Annotated in this window: 23 protein-coding genes; 19 read left to right on the plus strand and 4 right to left on the minus strand. The window is 35.6% G+C overall.

The genetic code is table 11. From position 1 onward, the window contains the following. The first annotated feature begins 145 nt into the window (after nucleotides 1–145). The 9 genes from DEU39_RS01225 (at nucleotide 146) to DEU39_RS01265 (ending at nucleotide 8,961) form a co-directional block, all read left to right on the plus strand. Complete coding sequence (locus DEU39_RS01225; protein WP_120230615.1) at nucleotides 146–1,339, plus strand: hypothetical protein; 1,194 nt, start codon at nucleotides 146–148, stop codon at nucleotides 1,337–1,339. Nucleotides 1,340–1,540: 201 nt separating this feature from the next. After that, a complete protein-coding gene (locus DEU39_RS01230) occupies nucleotides 1,541–1,984 on the plus strand; it encodes a hypothetical protein (protein ID WP_120230616.1) in 444 nt (147 codons plus the stop codon). A gap of 9 nt (nucleotides 1,985–1,993) precedes the next feature. Then, nucleotides 1,994–2,452 carry a hypothetical protein gene (locus DEU39_RS01235; RefSeq protein WP_120230617.1) on the plus strand — a complete coding sequence of 153 codons (459 nt, stop codon included), beginning with the start codon at nucleotides 1,994–1,996 and terminating at the stop codon, nucleotides 2,450–2,452. A 129-nt stretch (nucleotides 2,453–2,581) separates the two neighbouring features. Beyond that, entirely contained in the window at nucleotides 2,582–2,953 is a 372-nt protein-coding gene (locus DEU39_RS01240) for a hypothetical protein (protein ID WP_120230618.1), read from the plus strand. Nucleotides 2,954–3,109: 156 nt separating this feature from the next. Further along, nucleotides 3,110–3,610, plus strand: a complete 501-nt coding sequence (locus DEU39_RS01245; protein ID WP_062670665.1) for a hypothetical protein — start codon at nucleotides 3,110–3,112, stop codon at nucleotides 3,608–3,610. A gap of 53 nt (nucleotides 3,611–3,663) precedes the next feature. Further along, complete coding sequence (locus DEU39_RS01250; protein ID WP_120230619.1) at nucleotides 3,664–4,125, plus strand: hypothetical protein; 462 nt, start codon at nucleotides 3,664–3,666, stop codon at nucleotides 4,123–4,125. 157 nt (nucleotides 4,126–4,282) lie between these two features. Beyond that, nucleotides 4,283–6,433: a TonB-dependent siderophore receptor gene (locus tag DEU39_RS01255; RefSeq protein WP_120230620.1), complete on the plus strand. Its 2,151-nt coding sequence runs from the start codon at nucleotides 4,283–4,285 to the stop codon at nucleotides 6,431–6,433. A gap of 217 nt (nucleotides 6,434–6,650) precedes the next feature. Beyond that, nucleotides 6,651–7,925, plus strand: a complete 1,275-nt coding sequence (locus DEU39_RS01260; protein ID WP_228436591.1) for a PepSY-associated TM helix domain-containing protein — start codon at nucleotides 6,651–6,653, stop codon at nucleotides 7,923–7,925. After that, nucleotides 7,909–8,961: an alpha/beta hydrolase gene (locus DEU39_RS01265; protein WP_120230622.1), complete on the plus strand. Its 1,053-nt coding sequence runs from the start codon at nucleotides 7,909–7,911 to the stop codon at nucleotides 8,959–8,961. Before DEU39_RS01260 ends, DEU39_RS01265 begins: the two co-directional genes overlap by 17 nt. Before the next feature lie 131 nt (nucleotides 8,962–9,092). On the opposite strand, the gene DEU39_RS01270 is transcribed toward DEU39_RS01265, so the two are convergent. Beyond that, nucleotides 9,093–10,121, minus strand: coding sequence for a hypothetical protein (locus tag DEU39_RS01270; RefSeq protein ID WP_147367539.1), 1,029 nt, complete (start codon nucleotides 10,119–10,121; stop codon nucleotides 9,093–9,095). Nucleotides 10,122–10,139: 18 nt separating this feature from the next. Beyond that, complete coding sequence (locus tag DEU39_RS01275; protein ID WP_120230624.1) at nucleotides 10,140–10,994, minus strand: hypothetical protein; 855 nt, start codon at nucleotides 10,992–10,994, stop codon at nucleotides 10,140–10,142. A gap of 69 nt (nucleotides 10,995–11,063) precedes the next feature. Here DEU39_RS01275 and DEU39_RS01280 point away from each other — a divergent pair, with 69 nt between their 5' ends. The 8 genes from DEU39_RS01280 (at nucleotide 11,064) to DEU39_RS01315 (ending at nucleotide 15,644) form a co-directional block, all read left to right on the plus strand. Then, nucleotides 11,064–11,582 carry a Crp/Fnr family transcriptional regulator gene (locus tag DEU39_RS01280; protein WP_120230625.1) on the plus strand — a complete coding sequence of 173 codons (519 nt, stop codon included), beginning with the start codon at nucleotides 11,064–11,066 and terminating at the stop codon, nucleotides 11,580–11,582. A gap of 53 nt (nucleotides 11,583–11,635) precedes the next feature. Continuing rightward, entirely contained in the window at nucleotides 11,636–12,181 is a 546-nt protein-coding gene (locus DEU39_RS01285) for a DinB family protein (RefSeq protein ID WP_120230626.1), read from the plus strand. A 45-nt stretch (nucleotides 12,182–12,226) separates the two neighbouring features. Continuing rightward, on the plus strand, nucleotides 12,227–12,733 hold the full coding sequence (locus DEU39_RS01290) for a methylated-DNA--[protein]-cysteine S-methyltransferase (protein ID WP_317126393.1): 507 nt from the start codon (nucleotides 12,227–12,229) through the stop codon (nucleotides 12,731–12,733). A gap of 55 nt (nucleotides 12,734–12,788) precedes the next feature. Next, nucleotides 12,789–13,394, plus strand: a complete 606-nt coding sequence (locus DEU39_RS01295) for a CDP-alcohol phosphatidyltransferase family protein (RefSeq protein WP_120230627.1) — start codon at nucleotides 12,789–12,791, stop codon at nucleotides 13,392–13,394. A gap of 128 nt (nucleotides 13,395–13,522) precedes the next feature. Then, on the plus strand, nucleotides 13,523–14,125 hold the full coding sequence (locus DEU39_RS01300) for a DUF2911 domain-containing protein (RefSeq protein WP_062670647.1): 603 nt from the start codon (nucleotides 13,523–13,525) through the stop codon (nucleotides 14,123–14,125). A 3-nt stretch (nucleotides 14,126–14,128) separates the two neighbouring features. Further along, nucleotides 14,129–14,656, plus strand: a complete 528-nt coding sequence (locus DEU39_RS01305) for a GNAT family N-acetyltransferase (RefSeq protein WP_120230628.1) — start codon at nucleotides 14,129–14,131, stop codon at nucleotides 14,654–14,656. Then, on the plus strand, nucleotides 14,653–15,024 hold the full coding sequence (locus tag DEU39_RS01310; protein WP_034696224.1) for a cupin domain-containing protein: 372 nt from the start codon (nucleotides 14,653–14,655) through the stop codon (nucleotides 15,022–15,024). Before DEU39_RS01305 ends, DEU39_RS01310 begins: the two co-directional genes overlap by 4 nt. A 239-nt stretch (nucleotides 15,025–15,263) precedes the next feature. Beyond that, nucleotides 15,264–15,644 carry a PEGA domain-containing protein gene (locus tag DEU39_RS01315; protein WP_120230629.1) on the plus strand — a complete coding sequence of 127 codons (381 nt, stop codon included), beginning with the start codon at nucleotides 15,264–15,266 and terminating at the stop codon, nucleotides 15,642–15,644. 64 nt (nucleotides 15,645–15,708) lie between these two features. Here DEU39_RS01315 and DEU39_RS01320 read toward each other — a convergent pair whose 3' ends face one another. Together DEU39_RS01320 and DEU39_RS01325 are read right to left on the minus strand one after the other, a co-directional pair. Beyond that, on the minus strand, nucleotides 15,709–16,452 hold the full coding sequence (locus DEU39_RS01320; RefSeq protein ID WP_120230630.1) for a dienelactone hydrolase family protein: 744 nt from the start codon (nucleotides 16,450–16,452) through the stop codon (nucleotides 15,709–15,711). A gap of 195 nt (nucleotides 16,453–16,647) precedes the next feature. Further along, nucleotides 16,648–17,079: a type I restriction enzyme HsdR N-terminal domain-containing protein gene (locus DEU39_RS01325; RefSeq protein ID WP_062670636.1), complete on the minus strand. Its 432-nt coding sequence runs from the start codon at nucleotides 17,077–17,079 to the stop codon at nucleotides 16,648–16,650. A gap of 7 nt (nucleotides 17,080–17,086) precedes the next feature. Here DEU39_RS01325 and holA point away from each other — a divergent pair, with 7 nt between their 5' ends. Together holA and trxB are read left to right on the plus strand one after the other, a co-directional pair. Continuing rightward, a complete protein-coding gene (holA, locus tag DEU39_RS01330) occupies nucleotides 17,087–18,124 on the plus strand; it encodes a DNA polymerase III subunit delta (protein WP_120230631.1) in 1,038 nt (345 codons plus the stop codon). 303 nt (nucleotides 18,125–18,427) lie between these two features. Beyond that, complete coding sequence (gene trxB, locus DEU39_RS01335) at nucleotides 18,428–19,372, plus strand: thioredoxin-disulfide reductase (protein ID WP_120230632.1); 945 nt, start codon at nucleotides 18,428–18,430, stop codon at nucleotides 19,370–19,372. Nucleotides 19,373–19,648: the final 276 nt, after the last annotated feature.

Genomic DNA, 19,648 nt, shown 5'->3' on the forward strand with positions numbered 1-19,648 from the left:
AAACCTACTAAAATAATACCACAAAAGGGTAATTGACATACGATTTCATACAGAGTACTTTTGGTATGTCATAACAAATGAAAGTTTGATAATACAACTCTCATTATATGCAAAACTCATTAACTAACCTCAAAAAACTATACAAATGGAACCTAATCAATGTACAAAACTTCTAGAGGGTGGAATTTATACCACTTTGAATGTCGTAAAAACAGGAGATTTTCTTTACGACCTGAAGAAATATTATGAATCCGAAAAATTCAAAGACGATTTTAAAACTCAAAAATTTTCATTTGGTTTTGAAGCAATTGATCCTACATCACTGGTTAAAAATGTTTTAAATTTAGGTGCTTCTGATGATGAAATTTATAATTTTCAGGAGAAAATCAAATCTTTGGACACCATTATGGTCTCACAATCATTTTTTGATTCTTTTAGTTTGCATACACCCAACAAAGACATCATTGAAGGATATGTGAAATGTTTAGAAGTTCAAAATAATAAAAAAGGATTATCAACAGTAGTACAGGAAGGAGATGAAGGGATAACCATCTATATTTTTTACAACAAAATATCAAGCACGGATCCAAGCCCTATTGTCGAAGATTATAAAATAACCAATGGGATAGAAATAAGCAAAAGCTTTAATAAAGGGGGTATTCTGGATGATGATAATTCAATTACTTTTAAAAGAAACGATCCGTCAAAAGATATTTTCTTTTTCCTGGACACAGATAAAGGTCCTGTAAACTGCTTATTAAATGGACTTCCCAGTGGTTTTAATAAAGATTTTCCTGTAGGAACAATACTTTGTTCATACTTAAGTTGGGAAGAATTTCAGGAGGTAACTAAAAATAATCTGGCAAATCCTGATAAGAACTGGAATAGCAAATACTCAAAATGGGCACCTTGTGACGGAAGAAAAGTAGACACAACCTGCGGGCTTGCCCGTGCCACACAAAATCTTACAAATGTTCCCGATTTGAGAGGTGTTTTCCTTCGTGGAAATAATGCTTTCGACTCCAATGAATTAGGCTACGGTATCCCAACGGTTTCTGAAAATCAAAAAGATCCAGAGGGTAACAGATTACGGGGAAGTATCCAGGGAGATGAAATCAAAGAGCACGATCATCAGATTGTTCAGCAGAGTTTTGGAGGAATAACTTCAACGCCAAGGGCAGTTTCTGCAAATACATCAGGTGCTGATGGTGACCTTGATGGTTCACAGGTAGTTAGCGGTTATGATAAATCAACGGTCCCTTTAGTTATTGCTGCTGCCGGGGGAAAAGAAACCCGTCCCAAAAATATGGCTGTCAATTATTATATAAGAATAAATTAATAACAAAAGCGATCAAAATTGTTACTGTAGTACAGTCTATCCTATTTTTTTAAATGATAGAACATGGATTTAAAAAATACTATTGTTTGGAAAAATGAATCTTAATTCCCATATGTTTTTCTTACGGGATTTTTTATCGGAAAAACTAATAAATTAAATTTATCTGACTATTTTTACAAAAATCATCTAAATTCCAGTACAATGAGTATAAAATCAATTACGATAGGATTTCTATGTTGTATTTTCGTAACAGTGCTTTCAGGATGTTCCTGGATAACTGATTTCTATATTCAAAACCTGACCGGATCTAAAAAAATAATTAAGATCAATTACAGTTATCCCATCTCAAAAGCAATTGATAATGAGGCTGAGAGCTTTGCATTTAATTATGAAAATAGAATATTGTCCCCTCGATCTTTTTATAAAATCAAAAATCCAAAGTCTCTTGAAAAAATAGAAATAAAAGATTCTTCCATTGTCCTTGAACTTTATCCAAATTCAACAACAAAAATTTACACAAGCCATAATGGAAGCTGGAGATATAGGATTAAAAGTGTTGAGATTAATGGAACCATTTTTTATCCTTCAGAATTAATAAATAAAAGCAGATATATCAGTAAAGGTTATGTTTATAAAATTAATTAAAAGTTTACTATGAATTTTTATTTGAAAATAAAACGGACTTTTCTAAAAAGCGTAATAGCGTTTATACTTATTATTGGTTTTCAGGCCAAAGCTCAAAAATCCCAGTTTAATATTGTTGGAAACTGGGAATCCATTGATTACTGGAAGAGTAAAGGCAAAGCAGGCTTTACTAAAGATGGATATGTATCTATTACAATTAACGGGGAAGAAATTGACGGTAAGAATTTTATCATTCACGGAGGTCCTAATAATGGGCAAAAGGGTGAACTCAAATATAAAATTGATATGGAAAAGACACCAATTCATATTGATTTTATTGCACTAAAAGATAATCAGGAAAAAGGAAGACTGCTAGGAATTATTGTTCCTATTAACGATTCAAAATTCCTTATGCTGATCAACATGAATGGGAAGCGGCCTGAAAGTATAGATCATGATGAAACAATGACACTTACAAAGATTGAATGAAATTGATCTGAAAAACAGTTTAAACCTCATACATTTCAGCAATTTATGAGGTTTTTCTATATAAATTCTATAATTTAGGTTAGTCAATATTTCGATTAAAAAGAATATTGTGGTATTATCAATTATTCTATGAAAAAAACACTTCTTACACTCACTTTTGTATTAGGAGTTATATGTATTCTCAATATCAATTTTCCATTAAAAAAGCAGGATATCTATGGAAAATATATTAACATGAATTTTGATAAGCCAATTTGCTGTGTGGAAGCTCCTCACACTGCTGATACTTTAGTTTTATATGAAGACAATACATTTAGAAGTAAATTTTATGGAAGGGGTACATATAAATTATATAATGGATTAAATCCTGAAATAGAACTTCATTATACAGATTTTGGTCAGCCAGCTGCTTACAAAACCTATTTTTTAAATGGGATTTTTGAAAAGCCTAAGATTAGTCTAAATGCAGATTCAAACCATTATTATGAAAAACTTGATTGAAAAAATATAATTCTCAACTCTTTCTCAATCATTTTTATCACACCCGCTTAAAAATGCATTTATGTTTACCGAATTATTTATAAATTAGAGCGTTAAAATTCAAGCTGTTATTATTATTTAAAAACTAATACAATTCCACCAAATCAAAATATAACCATGGCAGAATATTACGCAAAATCAAGCAATTCTTTATCTTTTGAAGTTACAAGAGAAGAAAGATTAATTGGAAAACTTATCTATACAAGCTGGTTTAAATTTAATGCTGTTATTGAAATTGCTCATGGGCAGACCTATCAGGTGGAGCCAAAGGGTTTTTGGGGAACTACAATTGAACTGAAAGATCACGAAAGAGTGCTTCTGAAATTCAGAATGAACTGGAACGGGGAAATTGTGGTGCAGACCTATTTTGATGGGATTAAAAATGGCTATCTTTTTAAACACAGAGGTATTTTTAAAGAATCATTTGTCCTTACAGATCAGGACGGCGTCGAGCTGATGATTATAAAACCCCATTTGAAATGGACTTCTATGAATTACGAATACCAGATCACCACCTCTGATGCCTATGAAACCCTTCCGGAAAAAGAAATCGTTTTAATTAATGCACTGCATTGCGCCAATTATTATATGTCGATGATGGCCGCTGCTGTTATATAAAACAGGTAAAGTAAAACTTTAGCAATATAGTTACCTTTATTTTTATTAGCCTTATGGTAAAAAAGAATTGTGTCCTGAGTGTTTTTGGACTGCTATTACTATTTCAATGTAATCCTGTTAGCAAAAATTACAAAAAAGAATTTGAAAAATTTGTTTTTGATGCTGATCAGGTTTTATCCAATGGTGATATTTTACATCCTGCTTATGCCTATCTTAAAGATGGAAAATTAAAAGGTCTTGAGTTTAATAATCATCCAGAATGTGGAGATTATATCCAAAGATATTTTTTTTCTGAAAATGAAAAAATAAAGAAGATTGTTATTGAGAAAAATTATTATAATGAAAGCTGTGGTAAAACTTTTGACTCATTATTCATTATATATCCCGTATTGGGCAAAACAATTGTGTATGCGGATAATACAAACGCAAAAGAAATAGAAGGTAATGTTTTACGGGAGGAAAAAATTAATATTGATCGCTATATGAAAATGATTAAAAATTGGAAAAATAAATAAAAAAACTTATCTATTGATTGAATAAAGGGTTTTCGGAATTTTCGAAAACCCTTTATTTATAGGCTATTCTATGGTAGAAGTTTTATGATTTGTATCATGTTTTTATTTAGAATTAATAAAAATAAAATAATTTTGCAGAACTAACTTAATTATAAACATGAAAAAAACTATTATTTCTGCAGCTCTATTAGCCGTAACGATGCTGAGTGCCCAGGAAACAGATACCATTAAAGTGGCTGAAATTCAATCCGTATCGCTCCAGGGAACTCACAATTACAGAACAAAAAAATCTGAATCTATCGCAAGGCTTCCTCTGGAAAATCTTGAAAACCCTACTGTTTATAATCTTGTTCCCAAAGAAATCATCAGTGAAATGGGAGCCATGGATTTCAACACAGCGATGGCTTCTGCTCCAGGAGTGGTCGTAAGCAATAGTGTAAACGACAGTGGAAATGATATTTTTATGAGAGGTTTCAGTTCCAATGCCAGTTTCAGAAACGGACTGACTCAAAATCCAAGAGTACAGTCTGAGATCGCTAATATCGAGAGAGTAGAAGTAATAAAAGGTCCATCCGGAACCTTATTCGGTGGAACATTAGCCAATTATGGCGGTGTGGTGAATATCGTTACGAAAAAACCACAGGAAAACTTCGGGGGAATTATCAATTATACCACCGGAAGCTGGGGAATGAACAGGATTACAGCCGATGTAAATACCCCTTTAAATAAAGAAAAAACTGCATTGGCAAGATTCAATGTCGCAGCCTATTCTCAGGATTCTTTCCAGGATGCAGGCTACAACAAAGGATTATTTTTCTCTGGAAGTGTTTTGTACAAAGTAAGCGACAAAACCACAGTGACACTTGATACGGAGTTCCATGCTCCGGATAAAACATTGAATGCTTATGTAAGAAACTCAGAAAAGCTGACCTTACACTCCATGAAAGACCTGGAAGTAGCCTACAAAAGAGCGTTTACTAGTAATGATATCGGCTCGAAAAGAACCAACTTTGTAACGATGGCTGAGGTTACCCATAAATTCAATGACCAGTGGACGTCAAGGACATCTTACCAAAGAGGAGAAGCCAATGAAAACGAATCTATCTTTTTAGTACTCAGATATCTGAATAATAATCAGGTAGAAAGAATGATCCGTCCTTTTGACAGCTTTAAAGTGACCACAGACAATATCCAGCAGAATTTTACAGGAGATTTTAAAATAGCAGGCTTAAGAAACCGTCTGGTAGTAGGAATAGATTACTTCCAGCAAACAACAAAATATCAGTTCCCTTACTATGAGGCCAACGGATACAGTAATGTTTTCATGCCTTATGATAAAGTGAATCTCGACAGCTCTTCCGCATGGGATCCTATCTCAAGAAACAAATTCATGAATAAGGAAAGAAAATCCACAGAATCGGATATTACAAGATTCAGAACCATCAGCGGTTATATTTCCAATGTTTTAAATATCACAGATAATTTGCTGGTAATGGCCAGTTTGAGAGTAGACAGCTATAAAAATGATGATATGGTGGTAAATGGTGTAGAGATCTCTACCAAAAACGGATCTCCTGAAAATAAAGTTTCCGGTTACAACCAGACCCAGTTTTCACCAAAGTTCGGATTGGTGTATGAAATTGTAAAAGATCAGATTTCATTCTTTGCCAATTATGTGAATGGATTTAAAAACTATGCTCCATCACTGAATGAAGTGGGTATCCTGACAAAGTGGGATCCTGAACAGGGAAATCAGATTGAAACAGGTTTTAAAGTGGATCTGTTCCATAAAAAACTACTGACGACCGTGAGTTACTATAATATTAATGTTAAAAACAGACTGGTTGCAGATCCAGGCGGAATAGGAAGTATTCAGGATGGGAATATCAAAAGTCAGGGACTGGAAATAGGCATCATTGCCAACCCTTTCAAAGGATGGAATATCGTTGCCGGATATGGTTATAACGATAACAAATACGATGACCGTAGCAAAGACAGCGGAAAAAGAATTGCCTGGACTCCAAAACATGTTGCCAATCTATGGACAAGCTACAAAATCATGGATGGTGCATATGAAGGACTTGGTTTCGGAGCCGGATTTAATTTTGTAGACCAGACCTATATCAACATCACCAATCATTTTCTTGCTCCTTCTTATACTACGGTAGGTGCAACAGTTTTTTATGACAGGAAAAAATACAGAATCGGTCTGAAAATGAATAATGCGCTGAATGAAAACTACTGGAACTTCTACGGACAGCCACAGAAGCCAAGAGAAATTCTTGCCAATTTTGCATTCAAATTTTAAATCTAAAAAAACAAAAATAATCTCAACGAAAATATAAGGATGAAAACCGCAAAGGTGCAAAGCTTTGATTTATAATATATCTATTTCTGAAGCCTTCAAATATGCTAAAGTAAACGGCAGCAGAAATAACTCTTTTCACTTTACAAACACGCCATTATAAATACAATTGCGCCTTTGCATTTTCTACACTTACATTGTTGATTGGATGAAAACAGATATGAAAAATAATAAAACGAATCCTAAAAAAAAGCAGGGTAAATCCCTTACCAAAAGGATCACCGGCTGGCTGCATCTATGGCTCGGCCTGGTTTCCGGAATCATTGTGCTTACTGTTACTCTTTCGGGAACTGTATTTGTCTTCTGTGACGAAATCATTGATCTGTGCGGCGGAAGCGCAAAATATGTCCAGGCTCCGGCTAATGCAGAAAAAATGACCCCTGAAGAGTTGCTTACCCACTTTCACCAGCAGGTTCCGGACAGAAAAGCGTTCTATTTTGATACCTACAAAGATGCTGACAGAAGTTTCAGAGTAGCTTCAGCAACGAAGCCTCCTAAAGATAAAAGTGCGGACAAGGCAGACAAACCAAAGAAAAAAGGCCGTGGTCCACGAGGTGTATTTGCCTATCATTATCTTAACCCTTACACCGGAAAAGTAATCGGTTCTACCAAAAGCTATGAGTTTTTCTATGTTGTAGCCCATATTCATGCGCAGCTATTGGCAGGAAAGTTTGGGAAAACGGTGGTTGGAATTGCTTCCATCATCTTTTTTATCCAGCTTATCGGCGGATTGATTCTCTGGTGGCCTAAAAAATGGAACAAAACCACAAGAACAACAGCTTTTAAAATTAAATCCGGAACGAAATGGCGCAGGAAAAACTACGATTTCCATAATGTCTTTGGGTTTTATTCATTGCTTCCGGCTGTGTTTATTACCATTACAGGATTGATTATGGCCTATGAGGTTTTAACCAATCTTACCCAACAGGCTTTCGGAGGAGCTGTAGATGCCCATACTATTGCAGAAAAATATGAACCTAAGTTTGATCCGGAAAAGAAAGCTTTGACTTATACTGATGTTATAGACAGAAAGTTTAAAGAGTTTCCTGATGCAAAACAGTTCAGAATGAGTATTCCGAGAAATGATTCTGCACCGGTGTATCATGTGGTGGCAGCTAGGTTTATCGGTCTGAAAAGCCTTATCAACGGGAAAAGTATGGAAACCAACAAATACACCGGAAAGGAGATTGATTATCCTGAAGAAGTACAGAAGCACGAAGTGATAGAGCACATGAACTTTGACCTTCATGTAGGGTATTGGGGCGGGATGTTCGGTAAAATATTCACATTCATTATCGGAATGATCTGTACAAGTCTGCCGGTTACAGGATTCCTGATCTGGTGGGGCAGGAGAAACAAATCGCCCAAAAAGAATAAAGAAATTAAGAACATTCATCAACACAGAAAAGATTCGCACCATGAACAATTGGTTTAAAATTATATACCTTCCTGTATTTTTACTGTTTACATTTGGAAAATCCCAGGAAAAACTAACGATAGGAGAGAAGCAAAATGTATTTTCAAAAGTTCTAAATGAAAACAGAGAAATCTGGGTTCATCTGCCCAAAACGTATAACGACAATACCATCAATCCTGCAAAATATCCTGTCATCTATCTTTTAGACGGAGAAATTAATTTTGATTATTATACAGGATTAACAGATTTCATTGCCAGAACACCCTATGCCGACATTCCGGAATGTATTGTTGTCGGAATTAAAAATACAGAAAGAACAAGAGATCTTACTCCGACAAAGTCTGAAAAGAAGAGTCCGGTAAACCCTGCTCTTACGCTTTTTGCCGACAGCGGAGGAAGTGAAAACTTTCTGAAATTCATGCAGGAGGAATTGAAGCCTTTTATTAATAAAAACTACAGAACTCAGGATTATTGTGTGTTGGTAGGTCATTCTTTCGGCGGATTATTTGCCATTAATACCTTTCTTTCACATCCGGATTATTTTAATGCTTATGTTGCTAATGATCCTAGTTTATGGTGGGACAATAAAGTAACCATCAAAAGAACGAAAGAGTATCTGGAAAATAATAAGAACTTTCCTGCAAAAAAATCTTTGTATGTTTCCCAGGCAGATAATGAAGAGCAGCAGAAAAACTGGAATTCTGATATGACCCAGGCGATTGAAGAATTTAAAGGAATGATAGAAAAAAACGGATCTTTGAACTATAAACATCACTTTTTTGAAGGCGAAACCCATGGGACCGTTTCTTATCCCGGAAATTATGAAGCTTTGAAATTTATATTCAAAGGGTATAGAACTGATATAAAACAGTTGGCCAAAAATCCCAAACTGCTTGAAGAAGAGTATCAAAAGTTTTCTGAAAAAATGGGAATAAATTTTATTCCTTCAGAAGCCTATCTGAATGTGGTAATCAAATTTATGAAAAGTAATGGTTTTAAAGAATCCGAAACCTATTTTATGAATCTGAAAGACAACTATTATCCTAAGAAATAATGAACTGAAAATAAAAACCAAATCCGTTTATCAACAGATTTGGTTTTTTATATCTTAATTCTAACGATACCTTTTATGTATCCAGAGAATTCGACATTCCGTTAGAAATCGGAATAAATTCTTTCCGGGAATTAATGCCTGTTATCACAATTAATCGGGAAATCCTTCTCCTTTTGATCTAAAAAATTAATGGAAGGACAGCCAAAAGACTGGGCAATGAACCCAAAAATAACCGGAGGTTTTCCTTTGAAAAGATGGCCTGTATATTGGAAAATATTAGATTCATCAGCATCTATTCCATAAAGAGGAAGAAACTCTCCGCCATCACTGCCTGCAAGGCTGAATATCTTCTCTGCAATTTTTTCCTTACGATCATTGATGACTGCCAGTTTACGCTCTACAATATTTCCTTCTTCAAGATAATCCTGCAGATAATAGGTCAGATTTTCATATTGGGACTGATAAGTTTTTCCCAAAGCCAGTTTTGAGTGAGAAAAGTATTTTTTTGAAACATCAGCGCCGGCTTTTTGCCATTTCACAGCTTTCATTTTATTGTCTACAAACGGATTTTGATTTCCAAAATAGGCAATGGCATTAGTATAACGGTCGTATTCTGTTGTTTTTTGATGAGTTGCCACCTGGAAACCCATCATATAAGAATCCGGGTCTAAATCCTGATCATCTGAATAAGGACTTAAGTAGGCCACGGCTTTTAATTGGCTGACAGGCATTTTTTGAAGTTGGTTAGAGCCATACTCATAGATGTAGAGAGAATCATTTTCAGTAAGGTGAATCCCATCCAGCAATTTTTTTCTGCTGGGTGCATCCAGTTCAAAATGCTGACGTTCCTCATAAGTCATCTGCTTCTGATTTTTCATAATAGCTGAAGGAATCGGTTGTTCCCCTTTATAGACATCCGAAACAGAAATGAAAATATTCATATCAGAATCTTTTTCTGCGGATGAAATAACGGACAGACTGAAAATATTAAAATCAGTATAATCTATTTTCTCCTCAGTTTTTGCTGTTTTTACAGAATCATTCGTCAGATGTGTTTCTGTGGTAACAGTTTTTTTTTCTTCTTTCTTACAGCTTACAATAGCCAATGGCAAAAATAAAAGCGCAGCGACGGTTTGGGGTTTTATAATCTTTTTTAGCATTAAAGTGTTTATCATATTCTAATTCATTTTGTAATAAGGTTCTGAAAAATATTTGCTGGGTTTAATGTAAGCCATTTTCCTTTCTGCATCAAAGATCCAGATGAATCTGCGAAGCATATCAGCACCGAGATAACTTACATTTTGTGTCTTCAGTTCCCCGGAGAAAAATCCTACGGAAACATCTTTAAAAACACTGTTTCCCAATTTAAAATAGGGTAGAACAGCTTGTTTGGTCGTTAACGTTTTACCTTGAGAATTCTTTAGTGTTTTTTCTCCTGTTACCTTTAGTTTTTTCTCCAGATGTTGTTCTTCAGCGAATTCATTGCTATAGAGTATAGCTCCTGAAAACCCGGATTGCAAAACAAAATAGGTTTCCTGCTGCTGATCGCCTTCAAGGATATTGTCTGCGGCTAGATAAAATCCTTCATGATCCAGAATGATATTGATGGGTTGGTAGTCTTTCAGATCCGGCATTTTGTCGTAGATCACAAACTGGTTGTTGTCATAATCAATTTTAAAGGCATTCCCTTCAAAAATTCCGGTTCCGATTTTTCCGTCTGCTTCATGACCTGTCAGCTGATTGTCAAAAAAACGCACATTTTCCTGGATGATCTTTCCGATCTCAACAGTATTATTTTCGCTGAGTTCTTCTTTATTGAAAATAATATGTGCTGCTTTCTGTTTGCCATCAGGAGAAATAGCATAATCTTTCATGGCAATCTGGAACATGAGATTGAGCGAATCTTTTTTGTTGACAAGGGTCTTTACAATGATATTATTGTGTTTTGTGATCCGGAAGGGGATGGTCTGCTGTGCTTTCATACCATACAATCCGGCAGAAAGCAGTATGAAAAGTACTGTTCTTTTGAGCATTATCAGTGATTAGTGTTTTAAAACTTTAAAATTACCTATTATCTTTGGAAAAGCAAATAATAAAATAAAATGGTTGAAAAATTGCTTCAAAGTGGAATCCATTGGGAAAAGAAAGCCTTCAGACGAAATGAGTTCCTGAAGATTTCAGGCAGTACAGATACCTCTATTTATTGTATTGAAAATGGAAGTGTTCGGATTTATATGATGGATGAAAATGAAGAAAGGATCATTCGTTTCGGATACACAGGAAATATTATTGTCAGCCTGGATTCTTTTTTATCGGGAAAGCCTTCGGATCTTTATATTCAGGCGATTAAGAAAACAACGGTAAAAGTAGCTTCAAAACAGGATTTCTATGCGTTCGTACAATCGGACGAAGAACATATGAAATTCTGGATGAATGTCCTTGAAGATCTCGTATTACAGCAGCTTGAAAGAGAAAAAGATCTGCTCATCAATGCTCCCGGAGAACGCTTTGAGAGGGTTTTAAAACGAAGTCCAAAACTATTTCAGGAAGTTCCCAATAAATACATTGCCAATTATCTTAGAATGTCACCGGAAACTTTGTCCAGACTTAAAAAATCTTGAGCTCAGTCAAGATTTAAGAACATTCTGATCAGCATATTTGCATAAAAAACGTAATGAAAATTTCAACCTCAGAATTCCTGAATGAATTAAGAAATAGAACTGAAGAACATTTACAATTCGCTGAAATGTTGTCTTTAAAGACGGAACATGATCTGAATTTCAGAACTTCAACAGAAAGCTGGAGTACATTGGAATGTCTGGAGCATCTTAACCGCTACGGAGATTTTTATATTCCCGAAATAAGCCATACTATTTCTTCTGCCGGAAAACCTTCTCAACTCTATTTTAAGCCCGGAATTCTTGGGAATTATTTTGCTAAAAGTATGCTTCCCAAAGAGAAACTGAATACGATGAAAACGCTTAAGGCCATGAATCCTATCCACAGTAATCTGGATAAAAGCGTAGTGGATACATTCATAAAACAGCAGAAAAAAATGCTTGAATTACTGGAAGAGGCTCAATTTATTGACTTAGAAAAAACAAAAACAAGTATTAGTATTTCAAAGCTGATCAAACTGAAGTTGGGAGATACCTTTCGTTTTGTTATTTATCATAATGCAAGGCATGTTGAACAGATAAAAAGAATTTTAACGGATTAAAAACAAGTTATGATTTCCAAAAAGCTTAATTTTAAACGAATGGAAATGATACACCAAAAACATATATCAACCCCTTTGGGAGAAATGATTGCCTGTGCCATAGATCAGGGAATCTGTCTGCTGGAATTTACAGACCGGAAAAATATTGAAAAACAGTTGAAGGCTTTGTCAAAGATTTTGAAAGCAGAAATTTTAGAAAAAGAACATCCTCATTTCAAACAGCTGGAAGAGGAGCTGAAAGAATATTTTGAAGGAAAAAGAAGTCAGTTTGAAGTTCCATTGTTCACTACCGGAACTGCGTTTCAGGAAAAAGTATGGCAGCTTCTTCGCGAAATCCCGATGGGAGAAATAAGGACTTATAAACAACAGTCAGAAATACTGGGAAACCCCAAGGCGATACGTGCCGTAGGAACAGCCAACGGTATCAATAAAATTGCCATTTTAATTCCCTGCCATCGTGTGATAGGTTCCAACGGCGAGTTGGTAGGGTATGCCGGAGGTATCTGGAGAAAACAAAAACTATTGGAGCTGGAAAAGGCTATCTTATTTTAGATATATTAAAAATATCCCTATATTTCTGCATTTATCACAAGTTCTGCTACCTTTTATGAAATCAAAAATTCCGGTTATTTTAATCTTTTCCAGATTGATTATTGGCTTTCTCATCATTGCTTTAAGTCTCATTACAATAGAAAATTATCAGGCAATTACTGTCGTCCTTTTATCTATAGGGTTGTTAACTGATATTTTTGATGGAATTATAGCAAGGCATCTTCAGATTTCAACTCAGAAACTCAGACGTATGGATTCTACTGTTGATCAGATTTTCTTTATCTCGGTAGGACTTGCAGCATATATACAATGCCCTGAATTTTTCAAAACAAACGCTTCCAAAATAATTATTCTTGCAGGATCTGAAGCTCTTATTTATCTGGTAAGCTTTTTAAGATTCAGAAAGGAAGTAGCAACACACTCTATTGGTGCCAAGATTTGGACTTTAGTACTTTTTGGAACATTAGTTCAGGTTATTTTACAGTGTCAGTCTGTCATTCTGTTCAACCTTTGTTTTTGGGTTGGCCTGCTTACAAGGGCAGAGATTATTGCTATTCTTTTTATATTGAAAACCTGGACGAATGATGTTCCTTCTGTTTTTCATTCCATTCAACTAAGAAAAGGGAAAACGATTAAGAAAAATAAATTGTTTAATAGTTGATTATTTACTTTTAAAAAAGATTTGGCTAAAAAATACCGTCATAGAAAAATATCGGTAAAACAAATTTTAACGAAGTTTATGAAAGCTATTTCGCTCTGAATTTTGTAATTTTAAACAAAAATTTACACGTGAAAAAGTTACTAGCAGCAGTTTGCATTTCAGTTTCAGCATTCAGTTTTGCTCAGGATTATTCTGTGCCGGCAGCAAGTCCGCGCCAGAAGGTTGAGCAGCAGTTTTCAATGTCTAAAATTACCATTGATTATGGAAGACCGGGAGTGAAGGGACGTAAAATTTTCGGAGAACTGGTTCCTTATGGCCAGGTTTGGAGAGCGGGAGCGAACTCTTCTACAAAAATTACTTTCGGACAGGCCGTTAACTTCGGTGGGAAAACAGTGCCTGCAGGAACATACGGATTGTTCATCGTTCCTACAGAAAAAGAATGGAAAGTTATCCTTAATAAAGATTTCCAGCAATGGGGAGCTTATACTTACGATCCAAAACAGGATGTAGTAGACGTTACGGTACCGGTTAACAAACTGACAGACAAACAGGAATGGTTTGAAATCACTTTAAATCCTACAGATGAAAACTCAGGAAACCTGGTTATCAAATGGGATATGGCTCAGGCAGAAGTTCCTTTGAAACCGTCCAAATTAGACACTGTCATCAAGATTTCCGACAAGTTGAAAGAAATCAAGAAAATAGAATCAGATTCTACTAAAAAAGGCTAAGCAATGAATTTTTCTGTTCAGCCTGTTTTAGAGAATGAAGAATTTCAATTAATCCCCTTACAGCAAGGGGATTTTGAATCTTTATATGAAGTGGCTTCCGATCCTAAAGTCTGGGAACAGCATCCTAACAAAGACCGTTATAAGAGAGAAGTTTTTGAAAACTTTTTCACAGGAGCTATGGAGAGTAAAGGTGCTTTCAAAATTATGGAGAAAGCTACCGGAGATGTATTGGGAAGCAGCCGTTATTATGATTTTGATGAAGAGAACAATCATATTTTCATCGGATATACTTTCTACGGAACAAAATCATGGGGAAAAGGCATTAATCCTAAGGTTAAAAAGCTGATGCTGGATTATATCTTCCAGTTTGTAGACAAAGTTCATTTTCACATTGGAAAAGAGAATTTCCGTTCGCAGACAGCTTTGGAAAGACTGGGAGGTCAAAAGATTGCTGAAGAAGAAGTGGCTTATTTTGCAGAACCTACAAGAACCAATTTCGTGTATGAAATTAAAAAAGAAGATTGGGTATGAAAAAATATAAAATCCAGCAGTCACCATTTGTAGTTCCTACAACAGATGGAAAACTGATTGAAGAACACTGGGGAAACTCTACAGGAAATTCTACTGTTTCAATTGCTCATATGGTAGCACCTCCGGATTGGAGTGAGCCTCACCAGACTCCTGAGTTTGATGAATTTACCTACATTATTTCAGGAAAAAAGCAATTTGAAATAGATGGAGAAATTGTTACGTTGGAAAAAGGACAGAGTATTCTTATTGAAAAAGGAGCGAGAATCCGTTATAGTAATCCGTTTTCAGAACCATGTGAATATCTTGCGATCTGTCTTCCTGCATTTTCTATGGAATTGGTGCATAGGGAAGAGGAAGGCGTAGACTAAGAAAAGAATTAAAAAATATAAAAAAGCAAATCTGAGAATAGTGGATTTGCTTTTTTGTGTAATTACACCATCATGAAAAAATAATCATGAATTGCTGATTTCTTTGAAGTTGATTTTCAATGTGTTTTTATTAAGAATGCCCTTCAATAAAAGGTTTCGCAATAGTTTTTTCTTTTTCATGCCTGATAGTTTCAATTTATTTTGTAAGTTCGCGGACTTAAAAAAATGAACTAAAATCTATGATAAACAAATTATCGATTGTATTCATGCTGGCAATCGCGCTTTCTACCACTTCATGTGCAACCATTTTTACAGGAACTCAGGATTCAATCGCTTTTTCTTCAAGCCCTGAAGGAGCAAAAGTATTTCACAAGGGAATTGAAAAATGTACAACACCTTGTACAACCAAAATTCCAAGAGGTTTGGGTAAGCAGATGGTTACATTTGAAAAAGAAGGATTCGAGAAGAAAGAAGTAAAACTGACAAAAACTTTTAATGCCGTGACTTTACTGAATATTATTCTTGGAGGAGCAATAGGAGTGGGAATTGATGCTGCAACAGGTTCTCTAACCAAATATTCTCCAAAGAAATATGATGTTGAGCTTCAGGCTAAACCGTAATTAAGCTAACAATATAAAAGTAAAAAGGCAAATTCATCAGTTTATGAATTTGCCTTTTTTATGTTTATTTCAAAATTTCTTTCAGGAACAGCAACGTATGATTCCATGCTCTTTTGGCCATTGTTGCATTGTAATCCGGTGATTTCGGATCTGTAAATGTATGTTTAGAATGGGCATATGTGATGATCTGCCAGTCGGCATTTCCTTCATTCATTTCTTTGATGAGGTTATTATAATCCTCAGGAGTTACACTTTTATCATCAGCCGGATTTTCAACCAGAATTTTAGCTGTTAAAGCCTCATTTTTTCTGCTCTGATCTCTGCCCAGACTTCCGTGGATGGAAACAACACCCGCTACAGGAAGATGACCTCTTGCTGATTCCAGTGCTCCTGTGCCTCCGAAACAATAGCCGATAACCGCTACCTTATCAGAAATGGCTCCGTTTTTCTTCAACTGCTCCAATGCCAGCGAAATTCTTTTCTGGTATTCCTGATAATTCTGTTTGTAATACCCTGAGCTTTTTGCAGCAGATTCGTTATCCGTAGGAATTTTTCCTTCACCATAAATATCAGCGATAAAAGCAATATACCCTTGCTTTTCAAGCTCAACAGCCGCTGTTTTAGCTTCTTCGTCAATACCTTTCCAGGCTGGAAGAATCAGTACTCCGGGAAGTTTTTTTCCGGCATTGGAAGTGATGAGACCATTAAGTTTCTGGGAACCGTCCTGGTAGGAAACAGATTTAAGTTTCTGACTGAAAAGATTTCCTGAAGCCATAATCATTGCAGTTAATAAGATGGAACGTATCATATTTTGTAATTTAATTTTAATACAGATTACACTAATCCTTTTCACAAATACAACCAATAACAATTGTGCAATTCGTGTAAAAATTTGTGATTAGTGTTGAAAAGAAATCTTATCGAAATTAATAAAAATAACTCAGAAAGAATATTAATAGAATATTATTTAATACTTTTCAGAAATTATCTAATGTTATAAGCCTTACTCAGGTTTGTAAAACTGGTATTGCTCATTTTCATAATAGGCATTAATGTGCTGCAAACCGTTTGTTAAAATAATTTCCCTGGCACCGATAATAGAATTGTATCGGGCAGTCTGTTCAAAAGTTTTTTCCGTTAATTTGATCTGCGGAGCTTTACATTCAATCAGAATTATAGGTTCGGTCTTTTCAGTAACCAGAAGGTCAATCCTTTTGGTAAGACCATTCAAGATAATTTTTTTTTCGGTAATCAGAGCCGATGTGGAGTAGGATTTTACAGTAAGATAATAATGTACCCAATGCTGTCTGACCCATTCCTCAGGAGTGAGCAGAAGATAAGTTTTGCGAACCAAATCATAAATAAAAAACTTATCTTTGTCTTTCTTGAATTTAAAATCAAAAGTTTCCTGAAAATTCAGTTTTGGAAGTTCCATTAATAAGATGAAAGAATTAGATTTAATCCTCAAAAATATTAAAAATAAAGAAGTTTTACCTATTTATTTTTTCCATGGAGAAGAAGCTTACTTCATTGATGTTGTTGTAAAAGCCCTTGAGCATAACTTTTTGGAAGAAGATGAAAAAGCTTTCAATCAAACCGTTACCTATGGAAAAGATACCTCTTATCAGGAAGTTCTTTCCCTTGCAAGACAATTTCCGATGATGGGAGACAAACAGGTGATTATTGTGAAAGAAGCTCAGGATTTACGATTCAATGAAGAGGAAAACAGAATTCTGGAATCTTACGTAGACAATCCTGTTCCTTCTACAGTTTTGGTTTTTGCTCATAAGCATAAGAAACTGGATAGCAGAAAAAAAGCGGCCAAAGCATTGGATAAAGCCAAAGCGCTTTTCCTTAGCGAATCTGTAAAGGAAAGCAATCTGCCGAAATGGATTTCAGATGAATGTGTAAAGCTTAAAATCAATACAGCTCCCAATATCTCTCATCTGCTGGCAGAATATCTGGGAAATGACCTGTCCAGAATTGCCAACGAGCTGAACAAACTGAAGATGATTCTTAAAGAAGGGGAAATCCTTGACGGAACCATCGTTGAAAATCATATCGGGATCAGCAAAGAATATAATATTTTTGAGCTCCAGAAGGCTTTAGGAACTAAAAATGCCAATGCAGCTTTTAAAATTGCCCATTTTATGGGTAAAAACCCGAAGAATAATCCTTTTGTCATGATGCTGGCAAGCCTTTACAATTATTTTTCAAATGTTATTATTTATCAGACCATGGCAGGGCAGTCTCCACAGACCATTGCTTCACAGATGGGAGTGAATCCTTATTTTATCAAAGACTACGCGGAAAGTGCCAGACTTTACCCTTTGAAACATGCTACAAGAGTCATTTCTATTTTACGTGAATTCGATATGAAAGGTAAAGGGCTCGGAGCGGTGAATATGGGAGAAGCTGAGTTGATTCGGGAACTTGTGTATAAGATCATCAATGTAGATAAGATTAAAATGAAGGTGTGATACGTGTTGCGAGATGCGAGGTAACGTGATGCGTGTTGCGAGATAGTGAGATTCGGGATATGATGGATAAAGGACATTAAAAAAGTTTTAATTTCCTGCCAATCTAAATTCCGTAACACAATAACCAGAATCCCGCACCCCGAATCTCGAATCCCGAACCCCGGAATTCACCCCACAACAGTTACCATCGAAATTCAACATATCAGATATTGACAAGTATCATTAAAATAACTTTAAAAAGAAATTAAAAATTCCGAAATTAGCGGTCTAATTCAAATTAAATCTTTTCGAACAAAGCAAATTATGGAGCAAAACATTTTAGATTGTGTGATCGTTGGATCTGGGCCTTCTGGTTTCACAGCTGCTATCTACGCAGCAAGAGCAGACTTAAAACCTGAATTGTATACAGGTTTGGAGCCGGGCGGACAATTAACAACCACTACTGAAGTGGATAACTTCCCAGGGTATCCAGCCGGGATTACAGGTCCTGAAATGATGATGGATCTGCAAAAACAGGCAGAAAGATTTGATACCAAAGTTCATTACGAAATGATCACCAAAGCTGAATTCTCCAAAGAAGCAGGCGGTGTTCACAAATTATATGCAGGAAACAAGGAGATCCTTGCTAAAACAGTTATTATCTCTACAGGAGCTACTGCAAAGTATTTAGGTCTTGAAGATGAGAAAAAATATGCAGGAGGCGGTGTATCAGCTTGTGCTACGTGTGATGGTTTCTTCTACAGAGGAAAAGACGTGGTGGTAGTAGGAGCGGGAGATACAGCTGCTGAAGAGGCTACTTACCTAGCAAAGCTTTGTAAAAAAGTAACGCTGTTGGTAAGAAAAGATGTTTTCAGAGCGTCAAAGGCAATGGTTCACAGAGTGGAAAATACGCCGAATATTGAAGTGAAATTCCACCATGAATTAATCGGGATTGAAGGAGAAAACAGCCTTGTAGAAAGAGCGGTAATCATCAATAATCAGACTCAGGAGAAATCTACAGTGGATGTTGAAGGGATCTTTATCGCCATCGGTCACAAGCCGAATACGGATATCTTCGCAGGTCAGGTAGATCTTGATGAAAACGGATATATCGTGACTGAAAAAGGGTCTTCAAGAACCAATCTTCCGGGTGTATTTGCTGCCGGAGATGTTCAGGATCATATCTACAGACAGGCTATTACAGCTGCGGGAAGCGGATGTATGGCGGCAATGGATGCAGAAAAATATTTAGCTGAATTACACGGATAGTATTCAGTGTATACAATACAAAGCGTACCCGAAGGGTGCGCTTTTTTGTTCCTATATACCTGAGCTTTGTTGGGTAATCGCAATGTCGCAAAGGTTTTTTTCACTTTATGTATGATTTTAAGGTGTAAGAACATTTCGACTTCGCTCAATATGAGATTTTCAGTAAAGAATATACGTTATCAATTTTATCGGAGATAAAATCTTTGCACCTTATAACAGTCTTTTTTTAATATTACTTGCGCCTTTGCACTTACAACATTCAACATCTCTCCATAC

It is taken from the genome of Chryseobacterium sp. AG363, assembly GCF_003610675.1.
GTDB classification, from domain to species: Bacteria; Bacteroidota; Bacteroidia; order Flavobacteriales; family Weeksellaceae; genus Chryseobacterium; species Chryseobacterium cucumeris.

Excerpts from the sequence above, each read along its gene's own strand:
- DEU39_RS01320 (WP_120230630.1), bottom strand. The coding sequence starts at position 16,452 with ATGATACGTTCCATCTTATTAACTGCAATGATTATGGCTTCAGGAAAT.
- DEU39_RS01310 (WP_034696224.1), top strand. The coding sequence starts at position 14,653 with ATGAAAAAATATAAAATCCAGCAGTCACCATTTGTAGTTCCTACAACA.
- DEU39_RS01255 (WP_120230620.1), top strand. The coding sequence starts at position 4,283 with ATGAAAAAAACTATTATTTCTGCAGCTCTATTAGCCGTAACGATGCTG.
- DEU39_RS01315 (WP_120230629.1), top strand. The coding sequence starts at position 15,264 with ATGATAAACAAATTATCGATTGTATTCATGCTGGCAATCGCGCTTTCT.
- trxB (WP_120230632.1), top strand. The coding sequence starts at position 18,428 with ATGGAGCAAAACATTTTAGATTGTGTGATCGTTGGATCTGGGCCTTCT.
- DEU39_RS01325 (WP_062670636.1), bottom strand. The coding sequence starts at position 17,079 with ATGGAACTTCCAAAACTGAATTTTCAGGAAACTTTTGATTTTAAATTC.
- DEU39_RS01280 (WP_120230625.1), top strand. The coding sequence starts at position 11,064 with ATGGTTGAAAAATTGCTTCAAAGTGGAATCCATTGGGAAAAGAAAGCC.
- holA (WP_120230631.1), top strand. The coding sequence starts at position 17,087 with ATGAAAGAATTAGATTTAATCCTCAAAAATATTAAAAATAAAGAAGTT.
- DEU39_RS01225 (WP_120230615.1), top strand. The coding sequence starts at position 146 with ATGGAACCTAATCAATGTACAAAACTTCTAGAGGGTGGAATTTATACC.
- DEU39_RS01235 (WP_120230617.1), top strand. The coding sequence starts at position 1,994 with ATGAATTTTTATTTGAAAATAAAACGGACTTTTCTAAAAAGCGTAATA.
- DEU39_RS01305 (WP_120230628.1), top strand. The coding sequence starts at position 14,129 with ATGAATTTTTCTGTTCAGCCTGTTTTAGAGAATGAAGAATTTCAATTA.
- DEU39_RS01265 (WP_120230622.1), top strand. The coding sequence starts at position 7,909 with ATGAACAATTGGTTTAAAATTATATACCTTCCTGTATTTTTACTGTTT.
- DEU39_RS01245 (WP_062670665.1), top strand. The coding sequence starts at position 3,110 with ATGGCAGAATATTACGCAAAATCAAGCAATTCTTTATCTTTTGAAGTT.
- DEU39_RS01250 (WP_120230619.1), top strand. The coding sequence starts at position 3,664 with ATGGTAAAAAAGAATTGTGTCCTGAGTGTTTTTGGACTGCTATTACTA.
- DEU39_RS01260 (WP_228436591.1), top strand. The coding sequence starts at position 6,651 with ATGAAAAATAATAAAACGAATCCTAAAAAAAAGCAGGGTAAATCCCTT.
- DEU39_RS01290 (WP_317126393.1), top strand. The coding sequence starts at position 12,227 with ATGATACACCAAAAACATATATCAACCCCTTTGGGAGAAATGATTGCC.
- DEU39_RS01270 (WP_147367539.1), bottom strand. The coding sequence starts at position 10,121 with ATGCTAAAAAAGATTATAAAACCCCAAACCGTCGCTGCGCTTTTATTT.
- DEU39_RS01285 (WP_120230626.1), top strand. The coding sequence starts at position 11,636 with ATGAAAATTTCAACCTCAGAATTCCTGAATGAATTAAGAAATAGAACT.
- DEU39_RS01275 (WP_120230624.1), bottom strand. The coding sequence starts at position 10,994 with ATGCTCAAAAGAACAGTACTTTTCATACTGCTTTCTGCCGGATTGTAT.
- DEU39_RS01240 (WP_120230618.1), top strand. The coding sequence starts at position 2,582 with ATGAAAAAAACACTTCTTACACTCACTTTTGTATTAGGAGTTATATGT.
- DEU39_RS01230 (WP_120230616.1), top strand. The coding sequence starts at position 1,541 with ATGAGTATAAAATCAATTACGATAGGATTTCTATGTTGTATTTTCGTA.
- DEU39_RS01295 (WP_120230627.1), top strand. The coding sequence starts at position 12,789 with ATGAAATCAAAAATTCCGGTTATTTTAATCTTTTCCAGATTGATTATT.